Consider the following 18,836-nt stretch of genomic DNA (forward strand, 5'->3'; position numbering starts at 1 on the left):
CCTAGTTCCGCAGGTGCGCGCCCGAGGCGAGATCCACGGGCTTTTCGGGCGGTTGGGGTAAGACCCACGGCAGGGCCACCAGAAACTCGATCCGCAGCGCGGGGCGGCCCGCCCAGGGCGGGGCCGGCGCGAGCCAGGCACGGATCGCGGCGTGGAGGTGCGGGGCCACCCGTTCGAACACGTCGGTGGCCGCGGTGGCGAACGGAAACCCCCGGTAGGGCCGCCCCCCCACCACCTCCCCCGCACAGGCGTAGAACCCGGCGTACAGGTGGAGCCCCGTCTCCAGCGGGGTGACCCAGCGGACCTCCGTTTCCTTTCTCCCGTCGATCCCCAAGGACGCGAGGATGGCCCGGAACTCCGGGCCGTACCCGGCCGGACGCGCGGCGTCGAAGTTCCGGCACGCCGGACACCCGCACCGGGCGGCGAACCCGGCCGGGATCATCCGGTACAGGGCCCGGGTGGCGCTCGGGTCGGCCGCCACCTCCCAGGCCAGGATCCTGCGCCGGACGCTCATGGCGACGGGCTCACCCGGAACCGCCCCTGGGGACGGTGCGGAAGTCGCACCCGCGCCCCCAGGTGGATGCGATCCCCCGATCCGCCCGACGCCTTGAGGCCCCAGCGTACGGCCCCCTCCTCCGCCGCCGGTCCGGCCTGGGCCGGGAGGACCACGAGGGCCCGGCTCGTGGGCGCCACCACCCGGACCTCGCGGCCCCGAACGCCCCGGCCCTCCACCTGCTCGAGGGCGCCCAGGAGGAGCTCGGGCCACCGGGCAAGCCCGGCGGCGCCCTCCCCCTCGAGGAGAATCCGGTTCCCGTCGCGGCGGAACGTCAGGCGCCACTCCGCCTCGGCCGCGTCACTGCGGACCCGTTCGGCCACGTCCCGGAGGCCCACCCCCCACTCCTCGAGGAGGCGCTGGGTCACGTACTGCACATGGTCCGGACACAGGGCCAGGAGCACGATCGGATGGCCCCCCGAGCGCTCCCAGACGAGGGCGTCCCCGGGGTCGGCCACCGGGGCCTCCCGCAGCACCACGGGCTTTCCGCAAAAGCACCGGTAGGGCCGGGGCGGGCGGCCGAGCTCGGCCCGGAGGTCGCCCCAGAACGCCTCCCACCCCTCCGGGTCGTCCCGGAACCAATCCGCCCAGGCGCCGAGATCGAGCAGGAACGTGCGGCCCGTGTCCGGATGGCGGATCCGGACCTGGCCCTCGCCGACCTCCGCCTCGAGGCCGCCCCGGTGGCCCTCGACCCACCGGGCCAACCCAGCCTGGGCCTCCAGCGCCTCCCACGCCCGGGCCGCGGCCAGCGCCGCGGCGCCCTCGGGCCCCAGGGCCTCCACGGCCGCCCGGAACCGCCACTCCCCGGTATCCACCCACACCTCGGCCGCGCCCGATCCGACCCGGAATCCCCCCTCGTCCGGGCGAACCGCGCTTCCCGGGATCCGCGGGAGGGCCGCGGCGAGGGCCCGGTCGATCGCGGCCGGTTCCATTCGGACCCAGGCCACCCGCCCCTCCCTCGCCGGGGTCAGGGGTTCGGCCGGGACCCAGTCGTCCCACGTGACCTCGGGGGCCCAGGGGGAGGCCGGGTCCCACGGGTGTGCCCGCACCCAGCCCGGCCCCGGGGCCTCGCCGGGGACCGCCCACCGCACCTCTACGGGCGCCGACCGGCCCGCGAGGGCGTCGGCGAGCCTCACCCGGAACCGGGCCACCGCCGCCAGCGCGGAGGCGTAGGGATCTCCGGGGGCCGCCTCCAGGAACCGGCCGGCCACCTCCGCCGCTCCGTCTGGCCGGCCGGCGGCCCACTCATCCCAGGCCCAGTCCCAGTACACGTCCCGCAGGAACGCGGCGCGGTCCTCCAACCCCGAGGCCACCGGCGACCGGAGCACCTCGGCGGCCTCGGCGTACCGCCCCATGTCGTAGAGGCACTCGGCCTTGAGCCACGCGGCGTCGGCCCCGAGCTCCGAGTCGGCGGGGATCTCCCGCAGATACGACAGGGCCTCGTCGAACAGCCCCGCGTCGTGGGCGTCCCAGGCGAGGTTCAGCCACCCCCGGTCGGCCGAGGCGCCGGCCAGGGCGGGGCGGGGGACGACGGCCGTCACAAGGAACAGGAAAAGGGCAAACCTACGCAAGGCGGTCTGGTTCCTCACTCCGGGAATCCGGGAGGGGGACGCCTTCGCGCACTCCCCCTCCCGCGGGCGGTCCACGCGGGCATTGTAGGGCAAGCAACCCCGGCAGCCCAACCCCGGAGTCACGCCCGGGGGCGGACGAGGCGCTTGGGGTCGAGGAGCCGCTCGAGCTCAGCCTCGTCCCCGAGCCCCATCTCGGCCGCGGCCCGGGCGATCGGGATCCCCCGGCGCAGGGCCTCGTGGGCCACCCGGGCCGCCGCCTCGTACCCCACCCGCTCGGCCAGGGGGGTCACGAGCGACGGGCTCGCGGCCGCGAGCTCCCGGCACCGGGCCCGGTTCGCCTCGATGCCGGCCACGCACCGCCGGGCCAGCAACCGGCAGGCCCCGGCCAGGAGCGCGACGGACTCCAGGAGGTTTCGGGCGATCAAGGGCATCATGAGGTTGAGCTCGAGCACCCCGCCCATGCCCCCCTGGGCCACTACGAGGTCGTTTCCCACTACCTGGGCCGCGGCCTGGATGACGGCCTCGGGCACCACCGGGTTCACCTTTCCCGGCATAATGGACGAGCCCGGCTGCAGCTCGGGCAGCCGAATCTCCCCCAGGCCGCCCCGGGGCCCCGAGGCCATCCAGCGAAGGTCGTTGGCGATCTTCGAAAGCGCCACGGCGAGCCCCCGCAGGGCGGCGCTCGCGGCCACGCAGGCGCCCCGGGCCCCCTGGGCCTCGAACGGGTTCCGGGCCCGGCGAAGCCTGTGGCCGGTTTCCGCGGCGAGCCGTTCGAGGACCTTGGGGGCGAACCCGGGGTGGGCGTTCACCCCGGTGCCCACGGCCGTGCCCCCCAGGGGGACCTCGAGGAGCCCCCGGGCCGCCGTCCGGATCTCCCCCTCGCCCCGCTCCACCATGCGGGCGTAGCCGGAAAACTCCTGCCCCAGGGTCACGGGAAGGGCGTCCATGAGGTGGGTCCGACCGAGCTTCACCACGTCGCGGAACGACCGGGCCTTGGCCGCCAGGGCCCGCCGGAGCTCCGCCGCCGCGGGCAGGAGCCCCCGGTGGATCTCCTCGAGGGCCGCCAGGTGGACCGCCGTGGGGAACACGTCGTTGGACGACTGGCAGCGGTTCACGTGGTCGTTGGGGTGAACCGGCCGGCCGCCCAAGAGCTCGGTTGCCCGGCGGGCCAGCACCTCGTTCGCGTTCATGTTGCTGGAGGTGCCCGAGCCGGTCTGGAACGGGCTCAACGGGAACGCGTCCTCCCGGCGGTCCCGGAGCATCTCGTCGGCCGCCCGGGCGACGGCCTCGGCGACCTCCGGGGCCAGGAGCCCCAGCTCGGCGTTCACCCGGGCCGCGGCCCCCTTGATCCGAAGGAGGGCGGCGATCAGGGACCACGGCAGCCGGCCCACCGGGATCCCGTTTTCGAGGGCCCGCTGGGTCTGGGCGGCCCACGGGGCGTCCCGGGGCACCTCCACCTCTCCCAACGTGTCGTGCTCGATCCGTGTCGGCATGGGAACCTCCTTGGCGGGCCTACATCGGGAAATCGGGGACCGGGAATCGCCGGCCCGACGGTCGTTCGCCGTGGGTCGTGGGGGGCCGCGCGTCCTGGCGCCGGCACGATCCGGGCCGAAGGCCCGCAGGGCGTTCGGGCCTCCCGGCATCCCGGCCTCCCCGCCTCGTGCCGTCTCCGTGCCCTCCGTGTCCTCCGTGGTAAACATGCCAGGATACCGGCCCGCCGCCTGCCGGCAACTCGGCCGAAAATTCACCGGGGCCCCCGGGTTGGCGGGTGACGTTTTACCGCCCGCCCGCGGGCTTTCGACGCCACGTCGGCGGTTGCTGGAGGCCCGTTTTTTGCTACACTCCCGCCGGTTCCCCCAGACGGGCCGAACCGGCGGACCGTTTGATACCTCTTCAGCTCTCCCAGCCACAAAGGAGCGCTCCATGCACATCGAGCCGTTCGTGTACGAACGCCCGACCAGCCTGCGGGAGTTCGAGCAGGCTCTGGTCCGGCACGGCGACGATGCCCGGATCCTGGCGGGCGGCACCGATCTTCTCGTGCTCGTCAAGGAGAAGGTGCTCTCGCCCCGGGTCCTGGTGGACGTGAACGCCGTGCCCGAACTGCGGTGGATCACCTGGGACCCGCAGATGGGCCTCTCCATCGGCGCCGGCACCCGGGTGGCCGAGATCGAAACCCACCCCCTGGTGCGCGAGCACGCCCCGGCGCTCGCCTACGCCGCGGCCCAACTGGGCTCGAGCCAGGTGCGGCACATGGCCACCATGGCCGGCAACGTGTGCCACGCGAGCCCCTCGGCCGAGACTCCGCCGGTCCTTCTGGCCCACGGCGCCGAGCTCACCCTGGCCCGGGACGGCGCGGAGCGCACGCTCCCCGTCTCCGAGTTCTTCCTGGCCTACCGGAAGACCGCCCTCCAGACCGGCGAATATCTCAAAGGGTTTCGGCTGCCGCCGTTGCCGCCGCGTTCCGCCGTGTCGTACCAGTTCCGGGGGCTGCGCCGGGCCATGGAGATCGACATGGTGAACGTGGCCTGCTACCTGGAGCTCGCCGAGGACGGTACGGCCCGGGCGGTCCGGATCGCCCTGGGAGCGGTGGGCCCGATCCCCTTCCGGGCCGTGGAGGCCGAGCAGGCCCTGGCCGGCCGGCCGGTGGACGACGCCTTCTTCGAGGAGGCCGGCCGGCTCGCCGCCGCCGAGGCGAAGCCCATCGACGACATCCGGGCCTCGGCCGCCTACCGCCGGCGCATGGTAGACGTGCTGGTCCGCCGGGCGCTCAAGGCCGCCCGGGACGAGATCGCGGGAAAGGAGGGATGAGGCCGTGAAACTCCCCATCACCCTCACCGTTAACGGCGAACCCTTCGACCTCCTGGTCAAACCCACCGAGTTCCTGGTGGACGTGCTCCGGGACCACATCGGGCTCACCGGCACCAAGAAGGGCTGCGGCATCGGCGACTGCGGGGCCTGCACCGTGCTCGTGGACGGAAAGCCCGTGCTCTCGTGCCTCACCCTGGCCGTGTCCGTGCAGGGCCGGGAGATCACCACCATCGAGGGCTTGTCCAAGGGCGCGGACCTCCACCCGATCCAGCGGGCCTTCGTGGAGAAGGGCGCGATTCAGTGCGGGTTTTGCACCCCCGGCATGATCCTCTCGGCCAAGGCGCTCCTGGACCGGGTTCCGAACCCCACCGAGGAGGACATCAAGCGGGGCATCGCCGGGAACCTGTGCCGGTGCACCGGGTACGTGAAGATCGTCGAGGCCATCGGCCACGCCGCCGAACTGCTGGCCCAGGAGGAGGAGACCCATGGCTGAGAAGAACTTCCGCGTGGTCGGCACCTCGGTGGCCCGCAAGGACGCGCCCCTGAAGGCCCGGGGCGAGGCCCAGTACGCCGACGACATCCGGCTGCCGCTCATGCTCCACGCCCGGGTGAAGCGGGCCGACGTGGGCCACGCCCGGATTCTCCGGATCGACACCTCCAAGGCCGAGGCCCTGCCCGGGGTGAAAGCCGTGGTGGTGGGCGAGGAGGCCCCGATCCCCTACGGCATCGTGCCCCAGATGCCCACCGAGTACGCCTTGGCCTACAAGAAGGTGCGCTACTACGGGGAACCCGTGGCCGCGGTGGCCGCCGTGGACCCGGAGACGGCCGAGAAGGCCCTGGATCTGATCGAGGTGGAGTACGAGCCCCTGCCGGTGTACACCAGCCCCGAGGAGGCCCTGGCGCCCGACGCCGTCAAGATCCACGAGGACAACAAGTTCCCCGGGAACATCGCCTACCAGGCCGAGCAGGAGTTCGGCGACGTGGACCGGGCCTTCGCCGAGAGCCACTACGTGCTCGAGAGGACCTTCCGCACGAGTTACGTGAACCACGTGTTCCTCGAGCCCCACTCGGCCGTCGCCAAGTTCGACACCAACGGCGAGCTCACCCTCTGGTCCGGGACCCAGGTGCCCCACTACCTGCACCGCACGCTCTCCAAGGTCCTCCAGATGCCCATGCAGAAGATCCACGTGAAGGTGCCGAGGGTGGGCGGCGGCTTCGGGGGCAAGGGCGAGGTGTCGAACAACGAGCTGATCGCGGCGCTTCTCGCGCGCAAGGCGGGCCGGCCGGTCAAGCTCACCTATTCCCGCAAGGAGGTGTTCCTCCAGCACCGGGGCCGGCACCCCATCGAGATCCGGATGAAGATCGGGGTGGACAAGGAGGGCTACATCCAGGCCCTGGAGTACGACGGCACCATGGACGGCGGGGCTTACGGGGGCTGGGGCGTGGTGATCCTGTTCTACACCGCGGCCATGCTCCACCTACCCTACAAGGTGAAAAACGTCCGGTTCCGGGGCCGGCGGGTGTACACCAACAAGCCCACCTGCGGGGCCATGCGGGGGCTCGGGGGCGTGCAGCCCCGGTTCGCCATGGAGAGCCTTCTCGACCAGATCGCCATCGATCTCGGGATGAGCCCCTACGAACTCAAGAAGAAAAACGCCATCGACAAGACCCACGAGACCGTGAGCGGCGTGTACGTGCGCCACAGCGAGTACAAGAAGTGCCTCGACACCGTGGTGGAGAACTCCGGCTACCTGGAGAAGCACCGCAAGCTCCCCTTCGGCCGGGGCGTGGGACTCGCCGGCGGGTACTACATCTCGGGCACGGCCTACACCCTGTACCTTTCGTACAAACCCCACTCCACGGCCACGGTGCGGGTGGACACCGAGGCCGGGGTGACCGTGTACTGCGGGGCCACCGACATCGGCCAGGGCTCCGACATGGTGCTCGGCATGATGGCGGCCGAGAAGCTGGGCCTGCCGTTCGACCAGATCCACGTGGTGAGCGGGGACACGACGCTCGCGCCCTTCGACCTGGGGAGCTTCGCGAGCCGGGTCACCGTGGCCGCCGGTTCGGCCGTGAGCCAGGCCTGCGACCGGATCCTGGAGAAGCTGTTCTCCGTGGCCGCCGTGCAGCTGGGCTGCCGGGCCGAGCAACTCACCGTGGGCGAGGGGGAGATCTACTCGGTGTTCGAGCCCGACAAGAAGCGCATCGGGTTCTGGGAGACGGTGGAGCGCTACATCGACGCCAACGGCCCCCTGGTGGCCTCGGGCGAGTTCACCCCGCCCCGGCGCACCGGCAAGTTCAAGGGCGCCAACATCGGCCACAGCCCCACCTACGGGTTCACGGCCCAGGTGGCCGAGGTGGAGGTGGACACCGAGACCGGCGAGATCCGGGTGGTGAACTACTGGGAGGCCGGGGACTGCGGCCAGGCCATCAACCCCCAGAGCGTGGAGGGCCAGGTGGAGGGGTCCATCGTGATGGGCATGGGCCAGGCCCTGTTCGAGGAGCTTAAGGTGGCCGAGGACGGGCGGCTCCTGAACCCCAACCTCCACGACTACAAGATCCCAACGGCGGCCGACCTACCACGGCTCAGCACCCACATCGTGGACAGCTACGACCCGGACAGCCCCTTCGGGGCCAAGGAGTCGGGGGAGGGGCCGATCCAGCCCGTGATCCCGGCCATCTTGAACGCCATCTACGACGCCATCGGGGTGCGGTTCACCGAGATGCCGGTGACCCCCGAGAAGGTGCTCGAGGCCCTCGAGCGCCAGAAGGCCGAAAGGAGCTAGGTCATGGACGCCGCGAAGGTGCGCGAACTCGTGAACGACCCCCGACGGGTGGGGGTGATGGCCACCACGAACCGGGCGGGGGAACCGAACGCCGCGGTGTTCGGCTCGCCCTACATGCCCGACGACTACACCCTGGTGATGGGCCTGGGGGAGACCCGCACGGCCCAGAACCTGCTGGAGACGGGCCGGGCCGCGTTCCTCACCGTGCTCCCGGCCGAGAACCCCATGGAGACAAAAGGGGTCCGGATCTACCTCAAGGTGCGCGCCATGGAGAAGGAAGGGCCGAACCTCGAGGCCGTGAAGGACCGGATCCGCAAGGCGGCCGGAGACCGGGCCGCGGCCCGGGTGAAGTACGCCGTGTTCTTTGACGTCGAGTCGGCCCGGCCGCTGATCGATTGGAGCCCGGCGAGCAAGGATCCGCTCACCTAGGCGCCGACCGATCGTCTGCGAGGTCCTGAGGCACGAACGGCCGGCGGGCCAAGGGCCCGCCGGCCGTTTCCCTTCAAAGGCATTGCCGGAGGCGGGTGGGGGACGGACCCCCCGTTCTCCATTCCCCATTCCCCGTTCCCCATTCACGATTCCCCCTCCCCCCCCGCCCTACCCCCTCGTGGCCAGCAGCCGGTCAAGTTTGGAGCGAAGGGCCGTGAGGGCGAGCCGGGTCGGGGTCAGCGCCCCCCGGGCCCGGCCCAGCTTGAGCAGGGTTTCCTGGTAGGTACGGGGCACCTCGGGGCTTTCGGGCTTGCGCTCCAGGGTGAGCGCCCCGGTGGGGCAACGGGTCACGCACAGCCCGCACCCGATGCACCGCTCGGCGGCCAGACGGCCCTTCTTGTCCTTGAGGGTGAAGGCCCCCGTCTGGCAACGCTTCACGCATTTTCCGCACCCCACGCAGGCCTCGACATCCAGGCGGGCCACGAAGGCGCTCGACACGATCTCGGCCGGCCGGGGATGGCGGGCGATGTTCTTGAGCACCTGGCAGCAGCACCCGCAGCAGCAACAGATGTTCACGGCCTTCTGGGAGTTGGAGGGCTGGAGCACGAGCCCCTCCTCCTCGGCCCGGGCCAGGATCTCCAGGGCCTCGTCGGCGCCGATCACCCGGCCCACCCCCCGCCGTTCGTAGTAATCGGCGGCCGCCCCGAAAATAAGGCAGGCCTCCTCGAGCTTCCCGCACCCCTTGCCGGCGATCTCGTGCTCCCGGCGGCAGATGCAGGGGGCCACCAGGATCTTCTTCTGCCGGCACACCAGTTCCTCGGCCCGCTCGTGGGCCAGGACCGCGTGCTCCACCTCCACGGCCTTGCCCACAGGCACCGTGCGCAGTTGGGGGCTCTTCTTCCAAAGTTCCGGGTCGAACACGTGGGGCAGGTACTCGTTCACGTCCCGCACGAGCTCGGGGTCGAGATCGTTCACGTGGTACTCCCAGATCCCGATCACGAACTGCGCCGCCATGTAGAGGGTGGGCTTCCCCGGCCGGGCCATCGAGAACACGAGGCCCCGCTGGACCATGCTCTCCAGCCGGCGCTCGGTCTCCTCGAGCGGAAGCTTGGCCCGCCGGGCGATCACCCGCGCCTCCTCCGGGATCACGGTGAGGCACAGGGCGAGCTCGGCCTCCTCGGGGGTAAAGAGCCGCTTCAGGATCCGGATCTCGACCCCGGACTCGGTTCGGGGGTACCCGCCGGGAAGCCGGTCGAGATGCCGGGCCAATCGCTCGTACACGTCTTTGGGCATGGGAGTTCCTCGGTTCCGACGGGAAGGGCGGCCACGGGCGGGGCGCCGGCTGCAAAGATGAATCACCATTCACCCCGCAGACCCTACACGAAACCTCCCCCGGGCCGCAACGGGTTTTTGGCCCCAGGGGGTTTCCTTTTCCGGCGCTCCTGGTAGGCTGACCGGCACACGGCCCCGGGCGGAAAGGAGTGGGCCATGGGATTCTTCAACCGACTGTTCGGCGGCCGGGAGGAGCTTCCGGAACTCGACGCCGCAAACCCGGTCGCGCGGCGTCTCGAAGAGGTCAAACCCGCCCTCGAGGACCTGGCCAAGCGGGTCCGGGATCCCCTGGAGGTGGTTCCCTGCCCCCACGGGACCTTCGTGTTCATCGGGAAACCCCAGAAGCGCTTCGGCGCGGCGTGGGTGGAGGGGGGCGAGGTCAAGAACCTCCGCCAGTTCGCGGAGGAGCACCACATCCCGCCCGACCGGCTCGGGTCACTGGTGGAAACCCTCCAGCAACTCTATGAGCACGAGGCCCTGAGCGCCCCCCGGTACGTGACCCGGGTGGCCGACCGCACCGTGGTGGTGGACGCCTCGGAGGAACTCGGCCGGAAGGTCGAGCAGGTGCTCGAGCAAAGCGCAACCCATTAGGGGAGCCCCGTGCTCCCCCTTTGCGATCCGGAACTGGCGCACCCCCGACACGATCGCCCGGGGCCCGGGGCGCCGCCGGTTCCTTAGCGGCCCGGCCGTTCCGGAGGAACGCCGGGCCGTTTCGTGGAGAGCGGACCGGCAGCGGCACGGCCGGTTCTCCCGTTCCCCCTCGCGCCCCCCTATACCGCCCGCGCCCGGGACCTCAGCCGGATCCGCCGCAGCCCTGGTCGATGGCCCGGAGGATGTCATCGAGACGCGCCTCTGCGAGCCCGATGCAGGTGTCCGCCGCGCCGTAGTACATCTTCAGGGTACCGTCCGGCTCGGGGACGATGCCGCAGGGGAACACCACGTTGGGCACGTCGCCGGTGCGCTCGTAGGGCTCCTCGGGCCCGAAGATGAAGTGGGGCGCGTACCCCAGGATCCGCTCCGGCCGGTCGGCGTCGAGGAGCATCGCGCCGACCCGGTAGAGGGTACCGGCCCCCGTGCCCCGTACCCCGTGGTAGAGCACGAGCCACCCCCGGTCGGTCCGGATCGGGGGCGTGCTCGCCCCGAGCTTCGAGCCCGACCACCCGGGCTCGGGCGCCAGCACCACCCGGGCGTCGCCCCAATGGCGCAGGTCCGGGGAGTACTTGATCCAGATGGAACCGGGCACCCCGTGGTACCCGCCGGGCCGGTCGAGCATCGCATACCGGCCGGAGAAGGTCGCGGGAAACAGGACGGCGTCCTTGTTGGGCACCTCGGTCACCAGGGCGATCCGCTCGAACTCCACGAAATCCCGGGTCCGGGCCAGACCCACCCGTGGGCCGTGGCGGCTGAACGCCGTGTAGGTGATGTAGTAGGCGTCGCCGATCGGGGTGATCCGAGGGTCCTCCAGGCCGTACTCCTCGTAGGGCCCGAACTCCGGGTCGTCCGAAGGCTCCACCCAGGGGCGCGGGTCCACCCGGAACCGGTACCCGTCCTCCGACCGGGCCAGGGTCAGGTGGCTGTGGCCCCTGAGGTCCTCGACCCGGAGCACCAGGATGTACTCGCCGCCGTGCTTGCAGGCCGCCGCGTTGAACACCGTGTTGCAGGCGTACGGGATGTCGTCCCGGTGGATGATGGGGTTTTTCCTGTACCGCTCGAAGGGACAAACATGCCGCATGCTCGACCTCCGTATCGGAACGGCCGGCGGTCGGAAGACGCCGACAGCACTCGGCCGGCCCCTGTCAGTCCACCACCAGCACGTTGGGCTCGATGGCCTCGTACCCGGTGAGACGCCGGTACAGGGCCAGATGTTCCTGCGCCACCTTCGGCCAACCGATCCGCTCCCGCACGTACCGGCGCGCTGCCTCGCCGCATTCCCGCCGGCGTGCCGGGTCGCGCAGGAACCCGGCGATCGCCTCCACGAACTCGTCGTCGGTGGAGCAGGTCACCCCGGCCCCGGAGTCGCCCAGCGCCCGGCGCATCGACTCGGTGGCGCTCGCCACCACCGGCCGGCCGAAGGCGAGGCAGTGGGCCAGGATGCCGCTCTGGGCGTTGATCTCGTAGGGCAGGGCCACCACGTCGGCAGCGGAGAGGATGCGGTCGAAGGTGTCCTGGGCCAACTGGCCCCGGATCAGCACGATCCGGTCGCGGACCGGCGAGGTGCGGATCCGCTCGAAGAGCATCTCCCGGTACTCGATGAACTCCTTGCCACGGATCTTTCCCGCCACGACCAAAAGCGCCTCGGGCACCCGCTCCACCACCCGGGGGAAGAGGTCCACGATGCGCTCGAACCGCTTGCTCGGCCGGAAATACCCGATCATGAGGAGAATGGGCCGCCCCTCCGGCAACCCGAGCCGCCGGCGGGCCTGTGGGTCGGGGTCCACGATCCGGGCCCCGTGGGGGATTACGTGGAGTTTCGCGTCGAACCGGCCGCCGAAGGCCTGGTGCAGGGCCTCCCGTTGGTAGGGCTCGTGCACGATCGCCGCATCGGCGTTGGTGAGAAGGTTCTCCAGGAGGATCCGGTGGGCCGGCTCGATCCGGGCGTACACGGTGTGGAGGGTCACCACCACCGGCACCCCGATCAGCCGGAACTTGATCAAGAGCGGCACGGCGTTCACCCCGTAATGCCGGCCGAACAGCCCGAACTCGTGCTGCACGTGCACCACATCGGGGGTGAGCCGCATCATGGCCGAAAACGCCCGCTCGGCCAGGTTCTCGTCCTCGTAGTCGAACACCGGGAACACCCGGGGCCCGGCGCCCCCCAGGTGGCCCACGATGTAGGTGTCCACCTGGGCCTCCCGGAGCGCCTCCGTGAGGTACTGGGTGTAGGTGGCGATCCCGCACTCGATCGGTGGGTAGGTGGAGACGAACCCGACGCGCATGGCCGCACCCTCCTGCTGCCGGTTCGGGGCCCGGCCGGCCGACCGGGCCGGGGCCCCAGGGCGGATCGGACGGCCGGAAATGTGGGTCGGGCCGGGGCCGGCGGCAAGGGTGCGGGCGCGGGTCAGCCCCCCTTCGCCCGCACCTTGGCCCAGGTGTCCCTGAGGGTCACGGCCCGGTTGAACACGGGCCGGCCCGGCCGGGTGTCGGGGTCCACGGCGAAATAGCCCAACCGCTCGAACTGGTAGCGCTCGCCGGGCTCCACCCCGGCGAGGCTCGGCTCGAGCTTGCACCCGGTGAGCACCTCGAGGGAGTGGGGGTTCAGGTAGGTGCGGAAATCCTCCTTGAGCCCGTCGGGGTTGGGCTCGGTAAAGAGCCGGTCGTAGAGCCGGACCTCGGCCTCCGCCGCGTGGGCGGCCGACACCCAGTGGAGCGTGGCCCTCACCTTGCGCCCGTCGGGGGCGTCGCCGCCCCGGGTGGCCGGGTCGTAGGTGCACCGCAGTTCCACCACGTTGCCCTCGGCGTCCTTCACCACGTCGGTGCACCGGATGAAGTAGGCGTACCGGAGCCGCACCTCCCGGCCCGGGGCCAGCCGGAAGAACTTCTTGGGCGGGTCCTCCATGAAATCGTCCCGTTCGATGTAGAGCACCCGGGAAAACGGCACCTTCCGGGTGCCGGCCGAGGGGTCCTCCGGGTTGTTCACGGCCTCGAGCTCCTCCACCTGCCCCTCGGGGTAGTTCTCGATCACCACCCGGAGCGGCCGGAGCACGGCCATGCGCCGCTCGGCCCGCCGGTTCAGGTCCTCGCGCAGGCAGTGCTCCAGGAGCGCCACGTCCACCACGCTGTCCTTCTTGGCCACGCCGATGCGGCCGCAGAAATCCCGGATGCTCTCGGGCGTGTACCCCCGGCGGCGGAGCCCTGCGATGGTGGGCATGCGGGGGTCGTCCCAGCCGGCCACGTGGCCGCCTTCCACGAGTTGGGTGAGCTTTCGCTTGCTCATCACCGTGTAGGTAAGCCGCAGCCGGGCGAACTCGATCTGGCGCGGGTGGTGCACGCCCAGGGCCTCGAGGAACCAGTCGTAGAGCGGCCGGTGGTCCTCGAACTCCAGGGTGCAGATGGAGTGGGTGATGCCCTCGATGGAGTCGGACTGGCCGTGGGCCCAGTCGTAGGTGGGGTAGATGCACCAGGCGTCGCCCGTGCGGTAGTGGGTGGCCCGCTTGATCCTGTACATCACGGGATCCCGCAGGTTCAGGTTGCCCGAGGCCATGTCGATCTTGGCCCGGAGCACCCGGGACCCGTCGGGGAACTCCCCGGCCCGCATCCGCTCGAATAGATCCAGGTTCTCCTCCACCGACCGGTTGCGGTAGGGGCTCTCCCGGCCCGGCTCGGTGAGGGTGCCCCGGTACTCGCGGATCTCCTCGGCCGAGAGGTCGTCCACATAGGCGAGCCCCTTGCGGATCAGATCCTTGGCCCACTCGTAGAGCTTCTCGAAGTAGTCCGAGGCGAAGTAGAGGTGCTCGCCCCAGTCGAACCCGAGCCACCGCACGTCCTCCTGGATGGCCCGGACGTACTCCATGCTCTCTTTCTCGGGGTTCGTGTCGTCGAGGCGCAGGTGGCACCGGCCGCCGAACTCCTCGGCCAGCCCGAAGTTGAGGCAGATGCTCTTGGCGTGGCCGATGTGGAGGTAGCCGTTGGGCTCCGGCGGAAACCGGGTGACCACCTCCCGGAACCGGCCCTCGGCCAGGTCGGCCCGGATGATGTCCTTGATGAAATGGGACGGCGCCGTCTCGTCCCGGCGGTCGTCGTGGGGCATGGGGAGTCCTCCCGATGGGGTTCGACGGGCGGCGGCGCTACACCCCGCCGCCCAGGTAGAGCCAGGTCACGTAGAGGCCGTAGCCGGCTAGGAGCAGGGCGCCCTCGGCCCGCGATACCACGGAACCGGTCCGGCAGATGGGCAGGAGCGCCAGGGTGAACCCGGCGAGCACCGGGTACTGTAGCACGAAAAACGACCGGTCCACCGCGATGGGGTCCAGAACGGCAGCCACCCCCAGGACCCCGAGCAGGTTGAACAGGTTCGACCCGAGCACGTTTCCGACGCTCAGGTCGTCTTCGCCCTTGGCCACGGCCACGAGCGACGTGGCCATCTCCGGCAGGCTCGTGCCCACGGCCACCATGGTAAGCCCCACGATCACCGGGGGAACCCCCAGGAGCCGAGCCGCGGTCACCCCGCCCCCCACCAGCAGATTCCCGCCGACGACGACGCCCGCGAGCCCCCCCACGACGCACAGGGCGTGGATCCCCCTCTTGCAGAGCGAAGGCGAGGACGCCTCGTAGCGCTCCTGGACCTCGCCGGGGGCCCGGCGCTCCACGGCCACGCTCCAGTAGAGGAACCCGGCGAACCCGGCGAGCAGCACCAGGCCGTCACCCCGGCCCAGGGTCCCGTCGAGGCTCAGGAGCACCACCAGCACCACGGCCCCGAGCCCGAGGGGCACCTCCCGCCGGATCATGGTGAACTCCACGGTCATCGCCCGGATCACCGTGCAAAGCCCCAGGATGAGCCCGATGTTCGCGATGTTCGAGCCCACCACGTTCCCGAGGGCGATGTCGGCGTTACCCTTGAAGGCCGCGGTCACGGTGACCACGAACTCGGGCAGGCTCGTGCCGAACGCCACCACGGTGAGGCCCACCACGGCCGGGGCGACCCCCAGGCCCCGGGCCAGGCTCGAGGCCCCCCGGATGAGGAGGGTGGCCCCCAGGTACAGCAGGAACGACCCCGCGATCACCTGGAGCACGGCCTGGGTCATGGGCCGGCCTCCGGGCCGCCCCGGGCCAGGGCGTCGAGCCTTTGCAGTTGTTCGCGCTCCCCGATCACGATCAGCCGGTCGCCCGCCTCCGGGCGGGTGCGGGCCGAGGGGTTGAACTCCATGTGGCCGCTCCGTCGCTTGATCGCCACCACCATGATGTCGAGCTCCGAACGGATGGGGCTCTCGGCCAGGGGCACCCCGGCCAGCGGCGATCCCTCGGCCAGGAGCACCTCCTCCATCTGGAGCCCCAGGCTCTCGGAAGCGGTGGCGAGCTCGATGAAATCGATCACGTTCGGCCGCAGCACGGCCATGGCCATCCGCGTGCCGCCGATCAAGTAGGGCGACACCACCCGGTCGGCCCCGGCCTGGAGGAGTTTCGATTTGCTGCGCTCCTCCTCGTACCGGGCCAGGATGAAGAGATTGGGGTTCAAGCCCCGGGCGGTCAGGGTCACGAACAGGTTGTCGGCGTCGGAATGGAGCGCCGTCACGAGCCCCCTGGCCCGCTCGATCCCGGCCTGGAGGAGCACGTCCTCCTCGGTGGCGTCGCCCACGACCACGGGATAGTGCTCGGGGATCTTTACCACCTGGGACTCGTCGCGCTCCACCACCACGAAGGGGATCGGTTTTCGCTCGAACTCCTGGGCCACGAGCCGGCCGATGCGACCGAACCCGCAGATCACGTAGTGGTCCCGGAGCCTTCGGATCTTGGACATCCTGCGTCTCCTCCCGAGCAGGGCCTGGACCTCCCCCTCCACCACCATGCGGCCCAGGGTTCCCACCGAGTAGGTCATGAGCCCCACCCCGGCCACGATGAGGAACATCGTAAAGAGCCGCCCCTCGGGGCTCAGGGGCCGCACCTCGCCGTACCCGATGGTGGACAGCGTGATCAGCACCATGTAGAGGCTGTCCTCCCACCCCCACCCCTCGAGCCAGCGGTACCCCACCGTGCCGCAGGCCACGATGCCCACGAGGAGCGACAGGATCCTCCGCAACTGGGGCCGGGTGGTCACCGGACCCCTCGGCCCATCCGGGAGCGGGGCCCCGGTTTGACCGGCGTCGGCGCGCCGCCTATAGTGGCGTGTTTCTCACCCACCCCCCGGGAAACCGCCCGGGGGCGTTTCGAAAGGAGTTCCATGCACCTCACCGACAAACGGTTCACCGAGTTCGACCTGCCTCCCGAACTCCAGCAGGGCATCGCCGACTGCGGGTTTACCCACCTCACCCCGGTCCAGGCCCGAAGCCTTCCCCTCTGCCTCGAGGGCCGCGACGTGGCCGTGCAGGCCCAGACCGGTTCCGGGAAAACCGCTGTGTTCTTGATCACGATTTTCAACCACATGCTCCGCACCCCCCGCCGGGAGACCCGGGGCGTCTGTCCAAGGGCCCTGGTGCTCACCCCCACCCGGGAACTGGCGGTGCAGGTGGCCCAGGACGCGGCGGCCATCGGGCGGCACCTTCCCTTCCGGGTGGTCGCCGCCTACGGCGGAGTAGATTACCAGAAACAGCGCGAGGCCATCGCGGGGGGCGTGGACGTGCTGATCGGCACCCCGGGCCGGCTGATCGACTACCTGAAACAGAAGGTCTACCACCTGCGGGACGTGGAGCTCGCCGTGATCGACGAGGCCGACCGGATGTTCGACATGGGGTTCATCGGCGACATCCGGTTCCTCCTGCGCCGCATGTCCCGCTACGACCGGCGCCAGAGCCTCCTGTTCTCGGCCACCATCTCCGACCGGGTCATGGAACTCTCGTACGAGTACATGAACGTGCCGGAACTGGTGGAGATCACCCCCGACAAGGTGGTGGCCGAACGGGTGGAGCAGGTGCTCTATCACGTGTCGTCCGCGGAGAAACTCTCGCTCCTCCTCGGGCTCTTGAAGCGCGAAGACTGGACCAAAGCGCTGGTGTTCGTCAACACCAAGCGGGCCGCCGGGCGGCTAAAGCCGGTGCTCGACGCCGCCGGGTACCCGGCGGCCGTCCTGAGCGGCGACGTGAGCCAGCCCCAGCGGCTCAAGATCCTGAAGCGGTTCATGGCCGGGGAGGTCCGGGTGCTCGTGGCCACCGACGTGGCGAGCCGGGGGCTCCACGTGGAGGGCATCAGCCACGTCTTCAACTACGACCTTCCCCTGGAGGCCGAGGACTACGTCCACCGGATCGGCCGCACGGCCCGGGCCGGGGCCTCGGGCAAGGCCGTGAGCCTCGCGTGCGAGGACTACGTGTTCGGGCTGGACGCCATCGAGGACTACATCGGCCACAAGGTCCCCGTGGCCTGGCCCGAGGACGACTGGTTCGAGCCCGTGCCCAAGGTGCCCCGCGCCCCCCGAACCGACCGGCCCCGGGGGCCGGCCGGCCGCCGGGGGGGCCGGCGCCGCCGGTGACCGGGTGGCGTTTGCCGGCCGCCCGGGCGCCTGATAGGCTCATGGGCCAATAACTATAAAAAATAGGCCTCAGACACCATACCCGGTGCCCCATGCCCCCATCGCCCGTGTTCCTATGCCTCACGGCCGACGTGGTGTCCTCGCGCACCCATCCGGGCAGCGCCCAACGGCTCCGGCAGGCCGCGGAGCGCGTGAACGCCCGCCGGGCCCGGGGGCTCGCCGTACCCTTCTCGGTGACCGTGGGCGACGAGATCCAGGCCCTTTTCACCGATGCCGAGGCGGCCCTCGAGGCCGACCTCGACCTCCGGCTGTTCCTGTTCCCGCTGCGCCTGCGCTGCGGCCTCGGGGTGGGCCCCGTCGAAGGCCCCCTCGAAGCTCGCACGGCGGGCATGGAGGGGGAATGCTTCCTGCGGTCCCGGGAGGCCCTGGCCGAGGCCAAACGCCATGACAGCCCGCTCACCTGGATCTCCTCGGGGGCTCCCCCCCTCGACGACGCGGCCAACGCCTGCTTCCTGGCCCTCGCCGCGGTCGAAGCCCGGTGGACCGAGAAGCAGGCCCAGGCCCTGGAGGCCGTGCGCGAGGTCGGCACCCAGGCCCAGGCGGCCCGTCGGCTCGGCATCACCCAGCCGAGCCTTCACCTTCGCCTCAAGGCGGCCCACGCGGGCCCGTATCTGGAGGCCCGGCGGCGGCTCGCCCGGTTCCTGATCGCCCTCCACTTTTCGGACACGGGCCGTGGCGGCGGCTGACCTTCTCGTCCTCGCCGCGGGCTACGCGGTCGCCCTCTGGGGCGGCGACCGGTTCGTGGCCGGCGTCCTCGGCCGTGTCGCCCCACCCGGGTCGGCGCCGGAAATCGAGCAGTTCCGGGCCCGGGGCCTCCCCCAGGGGGGCCGCGTCATCGGCTACCTGGAGCGTTTTCTCACGGTGAGCTTCGTGCTGCTCGGCACCCCGGCCGCCATCGGGCTCGTGCTCGCGGCCAAGGGCATTCTGCGGTTCGGGGAGATCCGGGAGGCCAAGGATCAACGGGTGGCCGAGTACGTGCTGATCGGCACCATGCTGAGCCTCAGTTGGGCCCTGGCGGTGGGCGCTGCGCTCCGGTGGTGGCTTCTGCCGTAGCGTCCTCCCCCTTCGGCGTTCTTCTTCTCGCCCCCTGTCCCCTTTCAAGTTCGGCCGCCTTCCTCCCGAAAAGGCTTGAGGGAACACACCAGAGTCCCCGGTGCCCCTGGAATCCTGCTCGACGAAAG

Annotated in this window: 17 protein-coding genes; 8 read left to right on the forward strand and 9 right to left on the reverse strand. The window is 70.9% G+C overall.

Translation table 11 applies throughout. From position 1 onward, the window contains the following. Position 1: 1 nt before the first annotated feature. From ACYQ8L_RS03790 to ACYQ8L_RS03800, 3 genes are all read right to left on the reverse strand, one after another. Positions 2 to 514 (reverse strand): hypothetical protein, encoded by a 513-nt coding sequence (locus tag ACYQ8L_RS03790; RefSeq protein ID WP_459940440.1) that lies wholly within the window; start codon positions 512 to 514, stop codon positions 2 to 4. Beyond that, complete coding sequence (locus ACYQ8L_RS03795; protein WP_459940441.1) at positions 511 to 2,124, reverse strand: tetratricopeptide repeat protein; 1,614 nt, start codon at positions 2,122 to 2,124, stop codon at positions 511 to 513. The genes ACYQ8L_RS03790 and ACYQ8L_RS03795 overlap by 4 nt, the downstream gene beginning before the upstream one ends. Positions 2,125 to 2,243: 119 nt before the next feature. After that, positions 2,244 to 3,617 carry a class II fumarate hydratase gene (locus ACYQ8L_RS03800; protein WP_459940442.1) on the reverse strand — a complete coding sequence of 458 codons (1,374 nt, stop codon included), beginning with the start codon at positions 3,615 to 3,617 and terminating at the stop codon, positions 2,244 to 2,246. Between the two features lie 430 nt (positions 3,618 to 4,047). Here ACYQ8L_RS03800 and ACYQ8L_RS03805 point away from each other — a divergent pair, with 430 nt between their 5' ends. The 4 genes from ACYQ8L_RS03805 to ACYQ8L_RS03820 are packed head-to-tail and all read left to right on the forward strand — an operon-like array spanning position 4,048 to position 8,150. Continuing rightward, positions 4,048 to 4,932 carry an FAD binding domain-containing protein gene (locus ACYQ8L_RS03805; protein WP_459940443.1) on the forward strand — a complete coding sequence of 295 codons (885 nt, stop codon included), beginning with the start codon at positions 4,048 to 4,050 and terminating at the stop codon, positions 4,930 to 4,932. A 4-nt stretch (positions 4,933 to 4,936) separates the two neighbouring features. Beyond that, entirely contained in the window at positions 4,937 to 5,425 is a 489-nt protein-coding gene (locus ACYQ8L_RS03810) for a (2Fe-2S)-binding protein (RefSeq protein WP_459940444.1), read from the forward strand. After that, positions 5,418 to 7,721 carry a xanthine dehydrogenase family protein molybdopterin-binding subunit gene (locus ACYQ8L_RS03815; RefSeq protein ID WP_459940445.1) on the forward strand — a complete coding sequence of 768 codons (2,304 nt, stop codon included), beginning with the start codon at positions 5,418 to 5,420 and terminating at the stop codon, positions 7,719 to 7,721. Before ACYQ8L_RS03810 ends, ACYQ8L_RS03815 begins: the two co-directional genes overlap by 8 nt. Before the next feature lie 3 nt (positions 7,722 to 7,724). Beyond that, positions 7,725 to 8,150, forward strand: a complete 426-nt coding sequence (locus tag ACYQ8L_RS03820) for a pyridoxamine 5'-phosphate oxidase family protein (protein ID WP_459940446.1) — start codon at positions 7,725 to 7,727, stop codon at positions 8,148 to 8,150. A gap of 168 nt (positions 8,151 to 8,318) precedes the next feature. Here the strand turns inward: ACYQ8L_RS03820 and ACYQ8L_RS03825 are convergent, their stop codons facing one another. Continuing rightward, positions 8,319 to 9,443: a 4Fe-4S binding protein gene (locus ACYQ8L_RS03825; protein ID WP_459940447.1), complete on the reverse strand. Its 1,125-nt coding sequence runs from the start codon at positions 9,441 to 9,443 to the stop codon at positions 8,319 to 8,321. Positions 9,444 to 9,638: 195 nt separating this feature from the next. Between ACYQ8L_RS03825 and ACYQ8L_RS03830 the strand changes: the two genes are divergently transcribed. Next, positions 9,639 to 10,073 carry a hypothetical protein gene (locus ACYQ8L_RS03830; protein ID WP_459940448.1) on the forward strand — a complete coding sequence of 145 codons (435 nt, stop codon included), beginning with the start codon at positions 9,639 to 9,641 and terminating at the stop codon, positions 10,071 to 10,073. 202 nt (positions 10,074 to 10,275) lie between these two features. Here ACYQ8L_RS03830 and ACYQ8L_RS03835 read toward each other — a convergent pair whose 3' ends face one another. The 5 genes from ACYQ8L_RS03835 to ACYQ8L_RS03855 all read right to left on the reverse strand — a co-directional run bounded on the left by ACYQ8L_RS03835 (position 10,276) and on the right by ACYQ8L_RS03855 (position 16,230). After that, positions 10,276 to 11,214 (reverse strand): glycoside hydrolase family 130 protein, encoded by a 939-nt coding sequence (locus tag ACYQ8L_RS03835; RefSeq protein ID WP_459940449.1) that lies wholly within the window; start codon positions 11,212 to 11,214, stop codon positions 10,276 to 10,278. Between the two features lie 64 nt (positions 11,215 to 11,278). Next, positions 11,279 to 12,418, reverse strand: coding sequence for a glycosyltransferase (locus ACYQ8L_RS03840; RefSeq protein WP_459940450.1), 1,140 nt, complete (start codon positions 12,416 to 12,418; stop codon positions 11,279 to 11,281). Positions 12,419 to 12,540: 122 nt separating this feature from the next. Beyond that, positions 12,541 to 14,229 (reverse strand): glutamine--tRNA ligase/YqeY domain fusion protein, encoded by a 1,689-nt coding sequence (locus tag ACYQ8L_RS03845; RefSeq protein WP_459940451.1) that lies wholly within the window; start codon positions 14,227 to 14,229, stop codon positions 12,541 to 12,543. A 37-nt stretch (positions 14,230 to 14,266) separates the two neighbouring features. Further along, complete coding sequence (locus tag ACYQ8L_RS03850; RefSeq protein WP_459940452.1) at positions 14,267 to 15,220, reverse strand: calcium/sodium antiporter; 954 nt, start codon at positions 15,218 to 15,220, stop codon at positions 14,267 to 14,269. After that, complete coding sequence (locus tag ACYQ8L_RS03855) at positions 15,217 to 16,230, reverse strand: potassium channel family protein (protein ID WP_459940453.1); 1,014 nt, start codon at positions 16,228 to 16,230, stop codon at positions 15,217 to 15,219. The genes ACYQ8L_RS03850 and ACYQ8L_RS03855 overlap by 4 nt, the downstream gene beginning before the upstream one ends. A gap of 123 nt (positions 16,231 to 16,353) precedes the next feature. On the opposite strand from ACYQ8L_RS03855, the gene ACYQ8L_RS03860 reads away from it, so the two are divergent. The 3 genes from ACYQ8L_RS03860 (at position 16,354) to ACYQ8L_RS03870 (ending at position 18,708) form a co-directional block, all read left to right on the forward strand. Next, positions 16,354 to 17,595: a DEAD/DEAH box helicase gene (locus ACYQ8L_RS03860; RefSeq protein WP_459940454.1), complete on the forward strand. Its 1,242-nt coding sequence runs from the start codon at positions 16,354 to 16,356 to the stop codon at positions 17,593 to 17,595. Between the two features lie 92 nt (positions 17,596 to 17,687). Continuing rightward, positions 17,688 to 18,341, forward strand: a complete 654-nt coding sequence (locus tag ACYQ8L_RS03865; RefSeq protein WP_459940455.1) for a SatD family protein — start codon at positions 17,688 to 17,690, stop codon at positions 18,339 to 18,341. Beyond that, positions 18,328 to 18,708 carry a hypothetical protein gene (locus ACYQ8L_RS03870; RefSeq protein ID WP_459940456.1) on the forward strand — a complete coding sequence of 127 codons (381 nt, stop codon included), beginning with the start codon at positions 18,328 to 18,330 and terminating at the stop codon, positions 18,706 to 18,708. Before ACYQ8L_RS03865 ends, ACYQ8L_RS03870 begins: the two co-directional genes overlap by 14 nt. The last annotated feature ends 128 nt before the right edge of the window (positions 18,709 to 18,836 follow it).

The sequence above is a fragment of the Deferrisoma palaeochoriense genome (assembly GCF_054656955.1).